Genomic DNA, 18,195 nt, shown 5'->3' with positions numbered 1-18,195 from the left:
GAGAAGGGATTCGAACATGAAAAACATTTTGTTTACCGCTTCAGAATGTACACCTTTTATTAAAACAGGGGGCCTTGCGGATGTTATCGGGTCTCTTCCACAGGCCCTCGTCAAAGAGAATCTCGCAAATGTCAGGGTGATTCTCCCTAAATACGGGGAAATCCCGGATCAGTGGCACGAACAAATGGAGGAGATCGCATCCTTCCCTGTCAGAATCGGCTGGCGCAATCAGGGGGCGAAACTGTTCAAACTCGAACATGATGCCATCACGTTTTACTTCATTGAAAACCACCACTATTTTGAAAGGCACGGCATTTACGGCTATTACGATGACGGAGAACGTTTTGTTTTCTATTCAAAAGCCGTGATCGAAAGCCTGCCTTATCTGGATTTCGTACCGGATATTTTGCATGCCCATGACTGGCAGGCGGGATTGGCCGTCGCGTTTGCCAACATCCTGCAGCCGGTCAAAAACATGAAGACCATCTTTACGATTCATAACATCAAATATCAGGGGATGCTTCATTATGAGGCCTTCGATGATCTCTTCAACATTCCGAGAGAACACTTTGCCGGTTTTGAGTGGAACGGCATGTTGAACGCCATGAAGAGCGGGATCTTTCATGCGGACAAGATCACGACCGTCAGCCCCACCTACGCCGAAGAGATTAAAGAGCCTTTTTATGGCGAGGGACTTGAGTCCCTGTTGCGGGACAGACAGGGGGATCTGAGCGGCATCATCAACGGGATCAATACCGATGATTACAATCCGATGAAGGATCCGTATATCCATGCCAACTATCAGCACTCAAGAGTGAAGAAGAAAGAAAATAAAAAGAAGCTCCAGGAGATGATCGGGCTCCCGGTAAAACCGGATGTGCCGATGTACATCGCCATTTCCCGCTTCGTGGAGCAAAAAGGCTTTCACCTGGTGGAGCACATTCTCCATGATTTCCTCCAACAGGATGTCCAGGTCGTGATTCTCGGAACCGGTGAATATGAATTCGAGTCATCCTTCTCATGGTTTGCCCAGAACTTCCCGGAGAAGATGGCAACGCTCCTCAAATTTGATGAAGGCCTTGCAAGACAGCTTTATGCGGCGGCGGATTTCTTTTTGATGCCATCCAAATTCGAACCTTGCGGCCTGTCGCAGCTGATTTCCCTCCAGTACAAAACGGTTCCCATCGTCCGCGAAACCGGTGGTCTGAAAGACACCGTGCATCCGTTTAACGAATTCACCGGCGAAGGGAACGGCTTCAGTTTTCAAAATTACAATGCCCACGAGCTTCTCGAGCAGATGGAGTATTCATTGAAGATCTATCACAGTGACAAGCTATGGCAAACCCTTTTGAAAAACGTCAACAAAAGCAAGTTCAGCTGGACAGATTCCGCCGTTCAATATGCGGAACTGTACAAAGATCTTGCCGCTTCACACACAGAAGGAGAGTGAAAGAGTTGCAACAGTATACAAAAGAAGAATACATCAAGCTCATAGAAGACAAATTAAAACGAAAACGCCGGAAAACACTCGATGATGCCACAGAAAACGATCTGTATGTAGTGATTTCTTCCATCGTTCAGGATTCCGTCACCCCGGACTGGATGGAAACGCAGAAAGAATACGTCAAAAACCGAAACAAGCAGGTTTATTACCTGTCCATGGAATTCCTGATCGGGCGCCTCGTCGAAAGCAATCTTTTGAATTGCGGGCTTCTCGATGTCACAAATGAATCCCTGCAGGAACTCGGTTATAATCCGCAGGATGTGTACAGTCAGGAACACGATGCGGCACTCGGTAACGGCGGACTCGGCCGACTTGCAGCCTGTTTCCTTGATTCCATTGCTTCAATGGGCTACGCCGGCCACGGCGCGGGCATCCGCTACCGGTACGGTCTTTTTGAACAGCGCATTATCCACGGCAATCAGGTAGAGCTGCCGGATTACTGGCTCAAAAATGAATACCCGTGGGAAACACGGAAGCCGGAAGAATCGGTGGAAGTGCAGTTCGGTGGCCGGGTCATTGAACATACCCGCCGTGACGGATCTCTCGAAGTCCAATATGTCGACACGGATAAAGTAACCGCGGTTCCCTATGACGTGCCGGTGATCGGTTATCAGAACGAAGTGGTTAATACCCTCAGACTGTGGAGTGCAGAGATCTCTGCCAATGATCAGTCCGGTCGAACCGGTTCCGGTCCAAGCTACTATCATCATCTCGAACACGTTCATTCCATCGAACAGATTTCCGGATTTCTGTATCCGGATGATTCCACCTTTGAAGGCAAAGAACTCCGCTTAAAACAGCAGTATTTCCTGGTGTCGGCAACGATCAAAAACATCATCAACAAGTTCCGGGAAAATCACGGACTACCGCTGTCACAGCTTCAGGATTATGTCACCATTCAGATCAATGACACGCACCCGTCCCTTGCCGTCCCTGAACTTATGCGGGTCCTGATGGATGAAGAAGGTTATCCGTGGGATGATGCCTGGGAAGTGACCCGTCACGTGATGGCGTATACGAACCACACCACGTTAAGTGAAGCGCTCGAGAAGTGGCCGGAAGACATGATGAAAGGCCTGCTCCCGAGAATTTATATGATCATTCACGAAATTAACGAGCGGTTTTGCCAGGGTCTGTATTATGATCACGAGGAACTCCGTCCACATATTGCAGACATGGCGATTATTTCATACGGACAGGTTCACATGGCGCACTTAGCCATTGTCGGCAGTTACAGCGTAAACGGAGTGGCCAAGATTCATACGGAAATTCTCAAGAAGAAAGAAATGAAGAATTTCTACTCGCTCTATCCGGAGAAATTCAACAACAAGACGAACGGCATAACCCACCGCAGATGGTTGCTTCAAGTGAATCCTTGTCTGTCGGACAAGATCACCGAAGCCATCGGACCGCAGTGGATTCATGAGCCAAACAAACTCATTTCACTTCTCAGGTTCACAAACGATAAGCCGTTCCTCGATGATATGGCTGTCTGCAAGAAACACAGCAAAGAATTGCTCGCCAAGTACGTTTATGAAACACAGGGACTGAAAATCGATACGGACTCCATTTTCGACGTCCAGATCAAACGTCTCCATGAATACAAGCGTCAGCTGATGAACGTGTTCCACATCATTTATCTTTATAACGAGCTGAAGGATAACCCGTCACTCGACATGACGCCAAGAACCTTCCTGTTCGCAGCGAAAGCAGCACCAAGCTATCACCTTGCGAAGGAAGTCATTAAACTGATTCATCACGTAGCTTCCGTCGTCAATCATGATCCGGACATTAAAGGCAAGATCAAAGTGGTCTTCCTCGAGAACTACAACGTCAGTCTTGCAGAGAAAATGATCCCTGCCGCTGAAGTCAGTGAACAGATTTCCACCGCGTCGAAAGAAGCATCCGGAACCGGAAACATGAAAATGATGATGAACGGGGCCATCACCTGCGGAACCCTTGACGGTGCCAACATCGAGATCCGTGATTTCGTCGGCGATGACAACATCTTCATCTTTGGTCTGACTGCCGATGAGGTGCTTGATTATTACCAGAACGGCGGATATAATGCGCAGGAGATTTATCACTCTGATACCCGAATCAAGCGTATTCTTGATCAGTTAAATGGCGGTATCTTCGGAACCGAAGAAATCGAATTTAAGGATATCTTCTACAACATCCTGTATCACAACGATCCGTACTTCGTGTTGAAGGATTTCGTTCCTTACCTCGAAACCCATGAACTGATCGAACGTTCATACAGACACAAACGTGAATGGCAACGAATGAGCGCGACAAACATCGCTCACTCCGGAAAGTTTTCCAGTGACCGGACCATTCGCGAGTACGCAACCGGGATTTGGAAGCTGTAAGATTCGATTACCTGTATAAAAGAGGCCCTTTACCGATTACGGTAAAGGGCCTCTTTGTCGATCACCGCATAAGCGGTGATTGCTCATTCAAATTTGAACGCTCTGACTTCGTCATTGATTGCATTCATCTCTTCAGCTTCCATCGGTGCTTCAATCTGCCAGAGGATCGTTTCACCATCGCGAATGACAGAAAGCTCTTGTAAATCCCGTATTAACAGACCGATCACAGGGGCGAAAATGGAAGCATGCTCTTTTGTCCATGCCTCATACCCTGTTTGCCCGGTCCAGTCAAAGGCTCTTCGAATCATGATCGTTCGAGTGCCGGTCCTGTATCGATTCATCACTGTAAAACCCCTATCCTCACTGAAAATCACACAAGGTTAATCATAGCGGTTTTCAGGATTCGAATCAAGGGGTTCTTCCTCAAGTTCCATATTATCCCGAATACTCGAAATGGTCATACTGTTAGCAAGCAGTTTATCCGCGATCTTTAACTGATGTGATTTAATCGGAGCGGAGCTGCGTAGCAATTTTTCTTTGAACTCATGGATCGTCCGGCGATCATAAAGAAAGGTTTTCGTACTGAGCTTGGACACATCGATAAATCCTTCCATCGACAGAACAGCCTGTCTGACCGGCATAACCGTATCACTTCCTTCAAGCAGATAATCCAGTACCTGCTTCATACGCCGAAGATCAACATAGGGATTCATAAACCGTTCTTTTCTGTCCTGTTTCGTCTGTACCCAGTGCCGGTCTGATTCACGGTTGAAGATCGTCTGATCAGACCCGCGCAAATGCCGGATGATCCAGATTTCTGAAGGGGTAATCAACAAGACATCCATATCCACCGGTGCTTTCTTTAAATAACAGACGGGATGATACATCACAAACACCGTATCCGGAAGTTCCTGGGTGAGAAAACGCAAGAATCCGTCGTAATAATAACTTTTTTTTACCTGAGAAATCTCCGAAACCGTCGAGCTTGCCCAGCTGATCTGAAATCGGAACAATTCATCTCTGAACTTGTCTTTCAGTTCTTCAAATGTTTTCTCTTCGGACTGATCTTCAAGCTCCCAGTCAAAATCATCCGCCGCATCCGAGGAGAACAGTTTCCGCCATTTGCTTACAGCCTGCCTCAGCTTCGACGGATCATCAGGATCTCTCCTGATCCATGGCTGCATGAGGCGCTGACGCTTTTGTCTGGCCTCCCAGTCCTGTTTCAGGCGTTGCCAGCGTTCTTTTTTTAATCGGACATAACGGCTCGGGTAACGGTATATATCAATTTCATATCGTGAGACATATTCAGACAGTTTAATTAATTGTGCCACAGGTTCACCTGCTTCCACTGATTATTCCCGTCACCTCATAGGACGGGGTCTTGCCAGGATGAATCCGGTATAAACAGATCTGATCCATACCAACCTGTACAGGCTCTTCCAAGAAAACAGGCAGTGAATACCCCTTGTCAAAAACCGTTTCATTGCCCTGCCACTTCTTCATCAGTGTAACATGCGGGTGAAAGGGTTTGTACGATACGTGCAGCCCGGCGGCTTGTATATGGGCGTCTGTCAGATGTTTGATTTTCGTCAGGCTCTCTGAGGGCTTTGGAGACAGATACAGTACCCTCGGATGATCCGGATGACCAAAACCGTCTATACGGTCAAAACAGAGCGTAAAGGGCTGAAATCCGCGCACATGCTGTTTGAAATCCTCCCAGAGAAGCGCCGCGTCCGTATCCGGTGTTGCCCCCAAAAAAGCCAGTGTCAGATGCAGATCATCGGGATGCATCAACCGCTTATAATGCTGATGGCCATTCAAGTTTCGCTGCCACTTGAGGGCGCATGCCTTTAACGCCTCATTGACGGGCAATCCGATAAACAGATGCGGATTCACAGGCATCACCTTTCTTTTCAACTCAGGTTTGTGATAAACTGATGCTAATCCGACACGAAAAATCGGGATTAAACATTCCGGATACCAATATTATACTGAAAGGGTGACGAAAATGAAAGTCGTAATGAACATTGCAGAACTGATTGGCGATACACCGCTATTGAAATTAAACCAACTGACAGAGGAGGACAGTGCAGATGTCTATCTGAAACTCGAATTTATGAATCCAAGCGGCAGTGTCAAAGACCGCGCAGCCTCCAACATGATTACCGAAGCGGAAAGGCAGGGGCACCTGAACCCGGACTCCATCATCGTCGAACCCACCTCCGGCAATACAGGAATCGGTCTCGCGATGGCCGCCGCTGCCAAAGGCTACAAAGCGATCCTCGTCATGCCCGATACGATGAGTCAAGAGCGCATCAATCTGCTGAAAGCCTATGGTGCCAAAGTCGAATTGACTCCGGGCGATAAAAAAATGCCAGGCGCCATCGAACGCGCCCACGAAATCATCAAAGAAACTCCGGGCAGTTTTATGCCGATGCAGTTTGAAAACAGTGCCAATCCCGATGTACACCGGGATACAACAGCCCGGGAAATCATCGAATGCATGGACAGCATCGGTAAAGACCTCTCCGCCTTCGTTGCCGCATCAGGAACCGGCGGTACTGTTACAGGTACAGGTGAAGAACTGAAAAAGCGGTACGAGGATCTCACCGTTCATGTCGTCGAACCAAAAGGTTCTCCCGTTCTATCCGGAGGCAAACCGGGGCCGCATAAACTCGTGGGCACAAGTCCCGGCTTCGTCCCTCCAATCTTAAATCAGGACGTCTACGACGAGATTTTCTGTATCTCCGACGAAGACGCCTATGAGACCACACACCGTCTCGCCCGTGAAGAAGGGGTCCTTGTCGGGCCTTCCTCCGGTGCCGCCTGCTATGCAGCCCTGCAGGTCGCAAAACGACTCTCTCCCGATCAGGCCGTCGTTGCCATTGCCTGCGATACCGGCGAGCGGTATTTATCCACCGATTTGTTTGAATTTGATAAGCAGTAAAACGACAACATCCGGCTGCCCGAACGAACGGGCAAACCGGATGTTTTTTTCTGCAGGGATCATTTACCCGATGATTTCAGGCCCCTCGTGCTGCAAGACAGGTTTTCCGTATTTCTTCTGACGGACGATCATCCACAGTGTCAATAGTGCACCCAGAGCGGACATGGCGCCATAGAAGACATAGACGGTAACAATCGATGACCATTCCATGATCATCCCCGCGCTGATACTGAAAAACCAGGCTCCGACACCGTTCCCCATCGCGGAATAAATAGCAACCGCCGTCACTTTGACTTCTGCCGGTGCAAGGTCACTGACATACTGGAGAGCCGCAGGAACAAACAGTCCGATACTGAGTCCCTGAATAATGGTCGTCACATAAATCCATTCATGAGACGGTCCGGTTCCATAGTAGATCCAGCGGACAGCTGATGCGGCTGCAGCAATGAGGAGAACGCCCAAAATACCGATCCGGCTGATCCAGCTTCCTGCCATCCGCATAAACGGAATTTCACTCCCTGCAGCAAGCAGGAAGGCCAGGCCCACGCCTGCGAGCGTCCCGCCTGCAAATTGAATCAACAGCCCAAAATAAAAGTTATTCGCCATAATTGGTCCGAAAACCAGAAACGTCACAACCAGAAAGATCATGAATTCCGGAATGGTGGACAGTTTCTTCAAGCCATTCTTCAAATCCACTTTCGTCGTCTCCGTTTCTTTCGGCATGCCTGCGGCAAAATAGGCGCTGATCAGTAATACAATAAAGAAGCCGTAAAAGATGACCTGCATCCCATAGAGATCTGACAGTGTCCCCATCAGCCAGACCGACACGGCAAAGCCCGCTGCGCCCCACATCCGGATCGACCCGTAATCGCCGCCGTTTTGACGGACATAGCTCATGGCCATGCTGTCGGAAAGTGGAATCATCGCACTTTGAAACACTGCAACCCCTGCAGCCACCGCCACGAGAACCGCATACTCCTCCACAAAGAGATAGCTGAATCCGACAAGTCCTGCACCGATCACCGAAAACGTTAGCAGGAGTCTCGGTTTCTTCGTCACATCACTGAGCATCCCCCAGACCGGCTGGATCATGATCATCACAATCGGACCGATCGAAGTGATGACACCAATTTGCGAGCCTCTCAGACCGACATCCTCCTGCAAATACACGCTGAGCAGCGGGAACAGCCCGCCAAACCCGAAATAGGCGAAAAAATAGAACAGTTTCATATTCAAAAACATACGCTTTTCACTCATTGCACTTCCCTGCTTTCACTGGTTTCCTGATGTTGTCTGACCTTTTCCACTCTACAGTATACGCCCTGTTACACCAGAAGGAAAGTCGAATCCATCGATTGTTAAAAACGTTAAGTAATTGTAAATTCATTCCGATCCGCTTTACCCCAAAGCTGATTTGCGGTATGATGAATACAACAAAAGAGTGGATCAGCCGCTGGTTCGACCAGTGGCACCGTATGTTTGACCAGTTGGCAATCCGCCGATACACACAAGGAGTGGTGAATTTGAATAATTCAACGGACCGTATGTTGACTCGAATCAAATCCATTTACCTGTTCATCGAAAAGCATGACGTTGTAACAACCAAAGAACTCGTCGAGGAATTTGGCACAACGGAACGAACGATCCAACGGGATTTGAACATTCTCCATTACAATGACCTCGTTGAATCCAAAGAACGCGGTATATGGACGACCACTGACAGGAAAGTCAAGCTGTCTTCCTGACCATAAACGACCCAAGGTCACATGCAGGGTATCGGCAAACAATATCAAACGAAAATTTGAAAGGATGACGCCAGTTTCAAGGGCGCCATCCTTTTTTGTATGATCATCACTGTCCGTTTTGAAAAGCCTCGATTTCTTTTTCTGTCAGTTCTCTGTATGTGCCCGCTTCAAGGGATTCATCGAGGGGCAATCCACCTATCCGGATCCGCTTCAGTCCATCGACATGATTCCCCACCGCTGCAAGCATCCGTTTTACCTGATGGTATTTGCCTTCATCGATCGTCAAATAGAGACGTGAACGGGACTCATCAGGAAATGCCACGCCGGCAGGTCTCGTTTCATAGCCGTCATCAAGCGTCACACCCTGTTGCAATTGATCAGCCATCTCATCGGTCACAGGTTCCGCCGTCAGAACTTCGTACGTTTTCGGTATTTTCCGAGCGGGGGATGTGATACCATGCGCCCACTTGCCGTCGTTCGTTAAAAGCAACAGACCCGTCGTGTCTTTATCGAGCCTTCCGACAGGAAACGGTTGAAAGAGCCGGTCTTCCTCCTCGAGAAGATCCACGACCGTGCGCTCGGACACATCTTCAGTAGCTGAAAGGACCCCTGCCGGTTTGTGCATCATGACGTACAGATGCTCCCGATACAGGATCGGCTCCCCGCCAAAGGCCAAATCATCCGTCTCCGGGTCGACATGCGCCTTTGCGCTCTTCACCACCTCGCCGTTGACGGTAAAAAGGCCTTTCTTCAGGAGTTGTTTGACGTCCTTACGGGAACCGTATCCGACATGGGCCAACAGCTTATCCACTCTCATGACGGCTTCCCTCCTTGTCATTCATAGTCTTCTTCTTCTCCGAACATATAGTGCCTCGTTCTGATATTGACGTTCAACACAAGGCCGACCGCCATCATATTTGTTATAAGCGCACTGCCCCCGTAACTGACAAAAGGCAATGCAAGACCTGTGATTGGTACGAGTCCGACCGTCATCCCGATATTCTGAAAGATCTGAAATGACAGGAGCCCGACAACCCCGGCAACAATATAAGTCCCGAACGCATTGTTGCATGTGAAGGCAATGATGATCATTCTGTACAGCAACAGAAAGTACACAACAATCAGTACTGTTGCCCCAACGAACCCGAACTCTTCGCCGATAACGGTAAAGATAAAGTCGGTATGCAGCTCAGGGATCGAACCTGACTGGGTTTTGACGCCCTGGGTAAAGCCGGATCCGTAAAGGCGACCGGCACCGATGCCCTGCATCGCCTGATCGAGCTGATAGGCCTCACTGCTCACATCGGCATTCGGATCAAGCCAGGCATAGATTCTCGACATCTGATGGGGTCTGAATACATAGGTTGTAAATATCTCATAGAAATAGTTGTGCAAAAAGACGAGAAAGCCGATAAAGCCAGCTGCAAGAGAAATGATCAGGGTAATCATACGAATCGTCACGCCGGCCATGACGATCATGATGAAGATGACTGCGGCAACAACCAAAGCAGTACCCAGGTCAGGCTGAACAAGAATCAGGAGAAATGGTGGCAATCCGACAGCAAGAATCTTGGCCACGATCCCAATATCTGAACGAAACCCTTTTTCCCGCGGAATCTTCGTAATGTGCGCGAGTAAATGTGCGAGGGTAATGATCACAAAGACTTTGACGAACTCCGAGGGCTGGAAACGCCCTATAACAGGCAAATCAATCCACCGCTGTGCGCCATTGACCTCGACACCGGCGAAATGGACAGCAAGCAGGAGTATCATACCGAGTACATATAAAGGAATCGAAAAATTCTTGAACATGTCATAATCAATCACAACCATACTCACCATCACGATCGTACCAATGGCAAAGTAAATGAGCTGCAACTGGGTAAAGTGTGCCGGGCCCACCTGATACTGATCGGCAGATGACGCACTGTAGATCGCAATCAGACTGATACACATCAATAGAAAAAGGTAAAACAGCAGCCAGAAATCAAGCTGTTGTAAAGGCGTTTTGCGTTCTTGCATAATGAGTTCCACCTGCTTCAGTTCGAATTATGGACCGTATCACTTCTCGGATGCCCGTGACTCACCGTCTGTGGCATATCCGCGTCTTTCCGGTCCTGAAAGCCCTCAAATCGCTCCCGCTGCATCCGTCTTGATACGTTGATCAAAATCCCCATCATCACAAATGTCACCATCAGTGATGAACCACCATACGACAGAAACGGAAACGGGATACCGGTGATCGGCAACAGGCCATTGACGGCACCGGCATTAAACACCACCTGAATGGCAAGCTGAAAGGAAATCCCGAATGCCAACAGACTGCCAAACGTATCGCGAGATTTGATGCCCACATATATTCCCCGGGAAATAATCATCAGCATCATGGAGAGAACGAAGGCGATACCCAAAATACCGAGCTCTTCACTGACAATCGCCAGGATAAAGTCTGTGTGGGCTTCCGGGAGATAAAAGAGCTTCTGTACACTCTGGCCGAGTCCTGTGCCTGTGAGTCCACCGTGGGCAATCGCAATGTATGACTGGACCACCTGGAACCCTTGAGTCTGTTCCAACTCAAATGGTGTCATAAATCCGGTGATCCGGTTCATCCTGTAGTCTTCAGACTGTGCATAGTACACGATAATCAGTCCGACTGCACCGGCCAGTCCGCCAAGATGAAGAAGTCGCGCACCTGACGTGAAGGCGATGATGACGGCCACTCCGATAATGGAGACCGCTGTGCCGAGATCGGGCTGTTGCAAAATCAAAAAGAAAAATCCTCCGACGATAAGCAGTGGCGGAGCTACACCCTTCCAAAACTGATTAATGTATGATTGCTTCCGCGAATACACATGTGCCAGATAAATAATCGCCGCAAGTTTGACGAACTCAGACGGCTGAAGACGCCCAATCCCCGGGATATCGATCCAGCGCGTTGCATGATTGACTTCCACTCCGACGCCCGGAATCAAAACGAGGATCAAAAGCACGAATGAACCAAACACAATCAGCTTCATCACTTTCGAAAATCGCCTGTATGGAAAGAACATAAAGAAGAGGAGGAGGACCGTGGAAATCATCAGAAACTGCAGTTGACGGTCAAAAAAGTGTGTCATATTTCCATAGCGTTCATAGCCCTGAACATAGCTTGCACTGTAAATCATCACCAGACCGAAGATCCCCATCAGGAGTGTGCCTGTTAACAGATACCAGTCGATATGTAACGATTTTTTCTGATCTGAATCCACAGCTACTCCCCCTTCTGGCCTGCATCGTGTTCCGGTTAAGGCAGTCCTCTTCCTGTTCTTACATCATCGTTTATGTACCTCATTCGGCATGCAGCATCACTCCCACGCCGAATGGGTGAATCACTCTATTATAGCAAAGGGATCCCCTCACAGGAAGAGACCAATGACATTGTTCACCTGTCCTCCCTGTCTGAACCATTTCCACTATGACGAAGAGCCGTCCATAGCCAGATGAATCGCCACTTTGCGCCTGCGCGGGCCATCAAATTCACAGAAGTAGATCCCTTGCCAGGTGCCGAGAATCAATCTGCCGTCATCAACCAGCACCATCTCCGAAGAGCCGACGGTTGATGCCTTCATATGCGCAGCCGTATTCCCCTCCATATGACGGTCAGCGGCCATCTCCCACGGGTATACTTCATCGAAACGTCGCAGCATATCCCGCTTTACATCCGGATCCGCATTTTCATTGATCGTCAGACCGGCTGTCGTATGCATGCAAAACACATCCACACGACCACTTTTGAATCCGGCATGATCCACGGCTTCCTGAACCGTTTGCGTGATGTCAATCATCTCATCGCGTTTTGACGTGACGACTTCTTTCCATATCAGCATAGGTACACTCATCCTTTCAATCCTTAAAATCAAGCAGGCTGATCGGTCTGTTGTTATCATTCAGAACTGTCAGCTTCGTGCGTTCGCTCTCGCGTGATCGTTGGCTGCTTTTACAGCCTGTTTTATGAGTCCCAGAAGGTCATGATCTTCAAGGACATTCAGTCCTTCCCTGGTTGAACCGCCGGGAGACGCCACCTGATCGATTAATGCCTCGGCATCATATCCTTCACTGAGCATGGCCAACGAGCCCTGCATCATGTTTCTGACGAGAAAAGCCGCATCTTCGTTACTCACACCCGCTTCGGATGCACATTTTACCATCGCCTCATAGTACAGGTAGAAAAAAGCCGGTGCACTTCCTGTGATTGCTGTCAGCGCATGTACCTGTTCCTCGGTTGTCCGGTAGCCGTCACCGATGCTGTTGACGATCCGCTCCACTTCCGCACGTTCATCGTCCCCCATGTCCTCTGACAAGGTGTATGGCGAGATGGACGACGCGATCATCGCTCCCGTGTTCGGCATGATCCAGGCAGCGGGTGTTTTGTCCGGCAGCCGTTTTTTCATATAGGTCACGTCAATACCCGCTGCGACGGAAATGACCAGCTGCCTCCGGAGCACCGGTGAGAGCTTTGCAAGAACGTCGCTCACCTGATCCGGCGGTGAACAGAGGACGATCGTATCGGCCTGTTTTGCCGCCATCACTGCATCTTCCGTTGAACGGATCCCATAGCGTTCTTCAAGCGCATGGCGTTTTTCTTTGTCGCGCCTGTTTGAGACCACGATCGAAGCCGGTTCCGCTCCGGATGTGATCAGTCCGGAGAGGATCGCTTCACTCATTCGACCTGCTCCGATAAACAGACGTGTTCGGTTATTCTTCATCATCTCACCTCACCTCTCATGCACATTTTACACATCCGGCGAAAAGAAAACCACCCTCAGTAAAGGGTGGTTGGGCTGTTTCGCTCATCAGCTGATGTCTTGCAGCTTACGTTCAATCTTCTTCATCTTAAACTCATGCTTGTGCGATTTGAGGTACTGCTTCAGCTTCCGCTTCAGTTTGGACTTCGTCCACGTGAAGTCGGCAATGTCTTTATGATTGAGATACGTAGCGAAAAAGTCGAGCTTTCCGCTGTCGAGGTATTCGTGGGTATCCATGACTTCGAGATACGCATCGAATGCCTGAATCAGTGAGGTATGCTCAGGAATGAAGTCGCCATACTGCTCAAGGTTATATCGGTAGTTATTCTCACGCAGCTTCGTCAAAAATGAGTTCAGGAACAATTCTTCCTGGCCATCCAGTCTGAAGCCCTTTCGTTCGATCACATCGATAAAATATTTCAGTTCATTATGATAATACGCGTAGGCGCGTCTCATGTCCTTTGTCATGGTCAGACTGACGTTGAACGTTCCTTCGGAGCGAGTATGCAACATATTCAAAAGTGCCCGGTATACGTCCGGCTTCAATAGAAACGTCGGATGCTCCGTCCTTAAATACTTCCCAATTTCAGTATTCAATAACGATTGAACACTTTCCTTTCTTTCCATTTCCAAAAGAGCTGACTGTTTTTCCAATTCAGCGTATTCCGCAATTCGCTGCTGCGTTTCTTGCGACCATACCGCACGTTTTGCTTCGAGTTTACTTCGTAAAACCTGAAACATGTGCATCTCCTCCTTTCGCGAATTTCTTTTTTTCGTTTCTACGCACAGTGTAACACAGAATATACGAGAATAAAACAGCGTTTGCTCAAAAAAGAGAGATGATTTGAGGGCTGAGTTCACCTGAACGCCATATTTCGTTCCAAATCAGCCCATATCCCAAATAATCCTGATATTTTCTGATAATTTCCGAAAGAAGAAAGACCAACTGCCATGATTTTTCGGGAACTTCTCTGCTACAATAAAAAGATCAGAATAATGTTCGTGTCCACCAATCACGGACAAAGGAGTGCTAATCAAATGAAACACGATGTCACCATCATCGGCGGCGGCCCCGCAGGGCTCATGGCCGCCTATGCCGCTGCAAGTAACGGCGCAAAGGTGCTTCTCCTTGAGAAAGGCACCAAGCTCGGCCGAAAACTCGCCATATCAGGCGGAGGACGCTGCAACGTCACAAACCGCGCCCCCCTCGATGAACTGATCCGTCATATACCCGGTAACGGCAAGTTCATGCATAGTCCGTTCGCCAACTTTAATAACGAAGATATCATCCGGCTTTTCGAAGAAGAACTCCGGATCCCCTTGAAAGAAGAGGACAACGGGAGAATGTTCCCTGTCTCCAATAAAGCCATCGATGTCGTCCGGGCCCTCATTGCACATCTGAAGAAAATCGGTGTGGAGCTCCGGACCGGGCAGGAGGTCGATGATATCATTCTGAGTCCGGACAGCAGTGCGGTCACAGGTGTCCGTTTGAAGAATGGCACTGAACTTCCCACGAAAACCCTGATCATTGCCTGCGGCGGGAAATCCGTCCCGCATACCGGCTCTACGGGAGACGGCTATGCATGGGCCAAAAAAGCCGGCCATACGATCACACGACTCTTTCCTACTGAAGTCCCGATCAAGATTCACGATCCGCTGATCTCGTCGCGAAAACTTCAGGGCCTCTCGCTTCGGGATATCAGCCTGAGCGTGATCCATCCGAAAACAGGTCAGACAATCAAAACCCACAGAGGGGATATGATTTTTACCCATTTCGGCTTCTCCGGCCCTGTCGCTCTTCGTTGCAGTCAGTATGTGGTGAAAGCGAGATTTGAGACAGGCGTCAAGCAAATTCCGGTTCAGATCGACTGTTTTCCCGATCAAAACGAAGAAGACCTCTACGAAACAGTCATCAGCCGGCTTGAAAACGAACCGAAAAAGGCCGTCAAAAACGCCCTCTCCGGCTTCGTGCCTGAACGCCTGCTCCTCGAGAGTCTGAAAAAGGCCGGCGTAAAAGCCGATGAATCATTTGCTGTACAAAAGAATGAACACTTCAGACAGTGGATTATGCTCTTAAAAGCCTTCCCCTTCCTCGCATCAGGCACCCTCTCCATTGAAGAAGCCTTCGTCACCGGGGGCGGGGTCGATTTAAAAGAAATTGTCCCAAAGGAGATGGCCTCAAAGATCACGGACGGACTCTTTTTTGCCGGAGAGATCCTTGATCTCCATGGCTACACGGGCGGTTACAACATCACCGTCGCCTTCTCCACCGGTTATTCTGCAGGACAGGCCGCAGCACAGCGTCTCTGGTATGTCTGATCTCGCTTCAGAAAACAAATCCCCGATGCAAAAGCGCACCGGGGATTTGTTATGATCAATTGGCTACAATATTGACGAGCTTGTCCGGAACCGCGATGACTTTTCGCACCGTTTTTCCGTCGATGGCCTGTTTAATTTTATCATCGGCCAGTGCCGCAGCTTCCATGTCTTCTTTCGACGTTCCCTTTGGGAGATCAAGCTTCGACTTCAGCTTGCCGTTGATCTGAACGACAACGAGCACCGTGTCGTCCTCAAGCATCGCTTCATCATACACCGGCCATGTGGAGTAGGAAATCGTCTCTCCGTGCCCGAGACGGCTCCACAGCTCCTCTGCAATATGCGGAGCAACCGGGGACAGAAGCTTCAAAAAGCCTTCGAGATGACTCTTTGAGAGCATCTCCTGCTTATATGCTTCATTGACGAATACCATCAGCTGGGAGATCCCTGTATTAAAGCGCAGTTCCTTGAAGTCTTCTGTCACCTTCTTCACCGTCTGATGATACACCTTCGTCATCGTCTCCGATCCTTGGGCATCCTGAATTTGAGGACTGAGCGCCCCGTCATCTTTCACAAACAGGCGCCATACCCGGTCCAGAAATCGACGTGCACCATCGAGACCGTTGTCACTCCAGGCGATCGCTGCATCGAGTGGGCCCATGAACATCTCATACAGACGGAGCGTATCGGCTCCGTGGGATTGGAGAATATCATCCGGATTGACGACATTGCCCTTTGATTTACTCATCTTTTCATTGTTCTCACCAAGGATCATGCCCTGGTTGTACAGTTTCTGGAACGGCTCTTTCGTCGGCACCACACCGAGATCATAGAGGACCTTATGCCAGAACCGCGCATACAGCAGGTGAAGGACCGCATGCTCCGCACCGCCGATGTAAATATCGACCGGCAGCCACTCCCGCAGTTTGGACGGATCGGCAAGCGCCTGATCATTATCCGGATCGATGTAGCGGAGGTAGTACCAGCAGCTGCCTGCCCACTGCGGCATCGTATTCGTTTCACGGCGGCCTTTGCGTCCGGTTGACGGATCGGTGACATGAAGCCACTCTTCATTATTTGCAAGCGGTGATTCCCCGGTTCCTGACGGTTTGAATTCATCCATATCCGGCAGCGTCAGAGGAAGCTCGTCCTCCGGAACCGGTTCAAGGCTTCCGTCTTCCCAGTGAATCATCGGAATCGGCTCACCCCAGTACCGCTGGCGGCTGAAGAGCCAGTCACGGAGTCTGTATGTGACTTTGCGCTCGCCTTTACCTTCTTGTTCAAGCCAGTCGATCATCTTCGCAATGGCTTCACTGTTATCGAGACCGTTCAGGAAATCGGAATTAATGTGTGCACCGTCACCTGCATAGGCTTCCTTCGATACATCTCCGCCTTCCACGACTTCCCGGATCGGCAGGTCAAAGGTTTTCGCAAATTCATAGTCACGCTCATCGTGTGCAGGAACCGCCATGATTGCGCCGGATCCGTAGCTGATCAGCACGTAGTCGGCGATCCAGACCGGTACCTGTTCACCGGAAACCGGGTGAATCGCATAGCCCCCTGTGAATACACCCGTCTTTTCTTTTGAAAGCTCCGTCCGTTCGAGATCGGACTTGTGCGTCACTTTTTTGATATACGCCTCAACCTCTTCCTTTTGCTCAGGGGTCGTGACTGACTGAACCGCTTTATGCTCAGGCGCCAGCACGAGATAGGTTGCTCCGTAGAGCGTATCCGGACGTGTCGTGAATACGGTGACTTCTTCACCGGTCTTCTCAAACGTAAAAGTGACATCCGCTCCTTCCGAACGGCCGATCCAGTTGCGTTGCATATCCTTGATGCTCTCCGGCCAGTCCAGGTCTTCCAGATCTTCAAGGAGACGGTCTCCGTATTCCGTAATCTTCAGCATCCACTGCTTCATTGGACGCTTCTCCACCGGGTGACCGCCACGCTCACTCTTCCCTTCAATCACCTCTTCGTTGGCAAGAACCGTTCCAAGGGCGGGGCACCAGTTGACGGCCACTTCATCCATATAGGCAAGGCCTTTGTTATAGAGTTGGATAAAAATCCACTGCGTCCATTTGTAATACTTCTCATCGGTTGTATTGATCTCACGGTCCCAGTCGTAGGAAAAGCCGAGTGATTTGATCTGACGACGGAACGTCTCGATATTTTTCTCCGTGAATTCACGCGGGTGCTTCCCTGTATCGAGCGCATACTGCTCCGCAGGGAGACCAAAAGCATCCCAGCCCATAGGATGAAGAACATTATAGCCCTGCATCCGCTTCATTCGTGAGAGGATGTCTGTTGCCGTATATCCTTCCGGATGCCCGACGTGAAGTCCCGCTCCTGACGGATAAGGGAACATATCAAGCGCGTAGAATTTCTCTTTGTCCGTATCCTCTGTCGTCTTAAACGTCTTTTCCGATTCCCATACGTGTTGCCATTTTTTCTCGATTTCCTGATGATCGAATGCCATCTGTACAACCTCCTCAAAATAGTCAGCTCACAAGCACTGCTTCTATGTACT

General features: G+C 49.5%; 16 protein-coding genes. 5 read left to right on the top strand and 11 right to left on the bottom strand.

From position 1 onward, the window contains the following. Positions 1-16: 16 nt before the first annotated feature. Both glgA and BSEL_RS06500 read left to right on the top strand, forming a co-directional pair. Entirely contained in the window at positions 17-1,450 is a 1,434-nt protein-coding gene (glgA, locus tag BSEL_RS06505; protein ID WP_013172186.1) for a glycogen synthase GlgA, read from the top strand. A gap of 5 nt (positions 1,451-1,455) precedes the next feature. Beyond that, positions 1,456-3,876 (top strand): glycogen/starch/alpha-glucan phosphorylase, encoded by a 2,421-nt coding sequence (locus BSEL_RS06500; RefSeq protein WP_013172185.1) that lies wholly within the window; start codon positions 1,456-1,458, stop codon positions 3,874-3,876. 83 nt (positions 3,877-3,959) lie between these two features. On the opposite strand, the gene BSEL_RS06495 is transcribed toward BSEL_RS06500, so the two are convergent. The 3 genes from BSEL_RS06495 to thpR are packed head-to-tail and all read right to left on the bottom strand — an operon-like array spanning position 3,960 to position 5,772. Further along, positions 3,960-4,217, bottom strand: coding sequence for a hypothetical protein (locus BSEL_RS06495; protein WP_013172184.1), 258 nt, complete (start codon positions 4,215-4,217; stop codon positions 3,960-3,962). Between the two features lie 39 nt (positions 4,218-4,256). Beyond that, on the bottom strand, positions 4,257-5,207 hold the full coding sequence (locus tag BSEL_RS06490; protein ID WP_013172183.1) for a nuclease-related domain-containing protein: 951 nt from the start codon (positions 5,205-5,207) through the stop codon (positions 4,257-4,259). 4 nt (positions 5,208-5,211) lie between these two features. Then, on the bottom strand, positions 5,212-5,772 hold the full coding sequence (gene thpR, locus BSEL_RS06485; protein WP_177304817.1) for an RNA 2',3'-cyclic phosphodiesterase: 561 nt from the start codon (positions 5,770-5,772) through the stop codon (positions 5,212-5,214). 112 nt (positions 5,773-5,884) lie between these two features. Here thpR and cysK point away from each other — a divergent pair, with 112 nt between their 5' ends. Further along, positions 5,885-6,823, top strand: coding sequence for a cysteine synthase A (gene cysK / locus BSEL_RS06480; RefSeq protein WP_013172181.1), 939 nt, complete (start codon positions 5,885-5,887; stop codon positions 6,821-6,823). Between the two features lie 63 nt (positions 6,824-6,886). Here the strand turns inward: cysK and BSEL_RS06475 are convergent, their stop codons facing one another. Continuing rightward, complete coding sequence (locus BSEL_RS06475) at positions 6,887-8,080, bottom strand: MFS transporter (RefSeq protein ID WP_013172180.1); 1,194 nt, start codon at positions 8,078-8,080, stop codon at positions 6,887-6,889. 266 nt (positions 8,081-8,346) lie between these two features. Between BSEL_RS06475 and BSEL_RS06470 the strand changes: the two genes are divergently transcribed. Continuing rightward, positions 8,347-8,568 (top strand): DeoR family transcriptional regulator, encoded by a 222-nt coding sequence (locus BSEL_RS06470; protein ID WP_013172179.1) that lies wholly within the window; start codon positions 8,347-8,349, stop codon positions 8,566-8,568. Positions 8,569-8,674: 106 nt separating this feature from the next. Here the strand turns inward: BSEL_RS06470 and BSEL_RS06465 are convergent, their stop codons facing one another. From BSEL_RS06465 to BSEL_RS06440, 6 genes are all read right to left on the bottom strand, one after another. Continuing rightward, complete coding sequence (locus tag BSEL_RS06465) at positions 8,675-9,385, bottom strand: pseudouridine synthase (protein ID WP_013172178.1); 711 nt, start codon at positions 9,383-9,385, stop codon at positions 8,675-8,677. 17 nt (positions 9,386-9,402) lie between these two features. Then, the gene (gene rodA / locus BSEL_RS06460; protein WP_013172177.1) at positions 9,403-10,590 is read right to left on the bottom strand and encodes a rod shape-determining protein RodA; all 1,188 of its coding nucleotides are present in this window, start codon (positions 10,588-10,590) and stop codon (positions 9,403-9,405) included. 17 nt (positions 10,591-10,607) lie between these two features. Continuing rightward, on the bottom strand, positions 10,608-11,816 hold the full coding sequence (ftsW, locus tag BSEL_RS06455; protein WP_013172176.1) for a putative lipid II flippase FtsW: 1,209 nt from the start codon (positions 11,814-11,816) through the stop codon (positions 10,608-10,610). Between the two features lie 204 nt (positions 11,817-12,020). Beyond that, entirely contained in the window at positions 12,021-12,434 is a 414-nt protein-coding gene (locus tag BSEL_RS06450) for a secondary thiamine-phosphate synthase enzyme YjbQ (protein WP_041581802.1), read from the bottom strand. A 69-nt stretch (positions 12,435-12,503) separates the two neighbouring features. Then, entirely contained in the window at positions 12,504-13,316 is an 813-nt protein-coding gene (gene proC, locus BSEL_RS06445; RefSeq protein ID WP_013172174.1) for a pyrroline-5-carboxylate reductase, read from the bottom strand. A gap of 84 nt (positions 13,317-13,400) precedes the next feature. Then, entirely contained in the window at positions 13,401-14,093 is a 693-nt protein-coding gene (locus BSEL_RS06440) for a hypothetical protein (RefSeq protein WP_013172173.1), read from the bottom strand. 297 nt (positions 14,094-14,390) lie between these two features. Between BSEL_RS06440 and BSEL_RS06435 the strand changes: the two genes are divergently transcribed. Then, positions 14,391-15,671: a BaiN/RdsA family NAD(P)/FAD-dependent oxidoreductase gene (locus tag BSEL_RS06435; protein WP_013172172.1), complete on the top strand. Its 1,281-nt coding sequence runs from the start codon at positions 14,391-14,393 to the stop codon at positions 15,669-15,671. 55 nt (positions 15,672-15,726) lie between these two features. Here BSEL_RS06435 and leuS read toward each other — a convergent pair whose 3' ends face one another. After that, the gene (leuS, locus tag BSEL_RS06430) at positions 15,727-18,144 is read right to left on the bottom strand and encodes a leucine--tRNA ligase (RefSeq protein ID WP_013172171.1); all 2,418 of its coding nucleotides are present in this window, start codon (positions 18,142-18,144) and stop codon (positions 15,727-15,729) included. Positions 18,145-18,195 lie beyond the last annotated feature (51 nt).

The sequence above is a fragment of the [Bacillus] selenitireducens MLS10 genome, assembly GCF_000093085.1.
GTDB lineage: Bacteria > Bacillota > Bacilli > Bacillales > Salisediminibacteriaceae > Salisediminibacterium > Salisediminibacterium selenitireducens.
The sequence above is the reverse complement of the archived record's forward strand: the minus strand, read 5'-3'. Positions and strand labels throughout refer to the sequence as shown.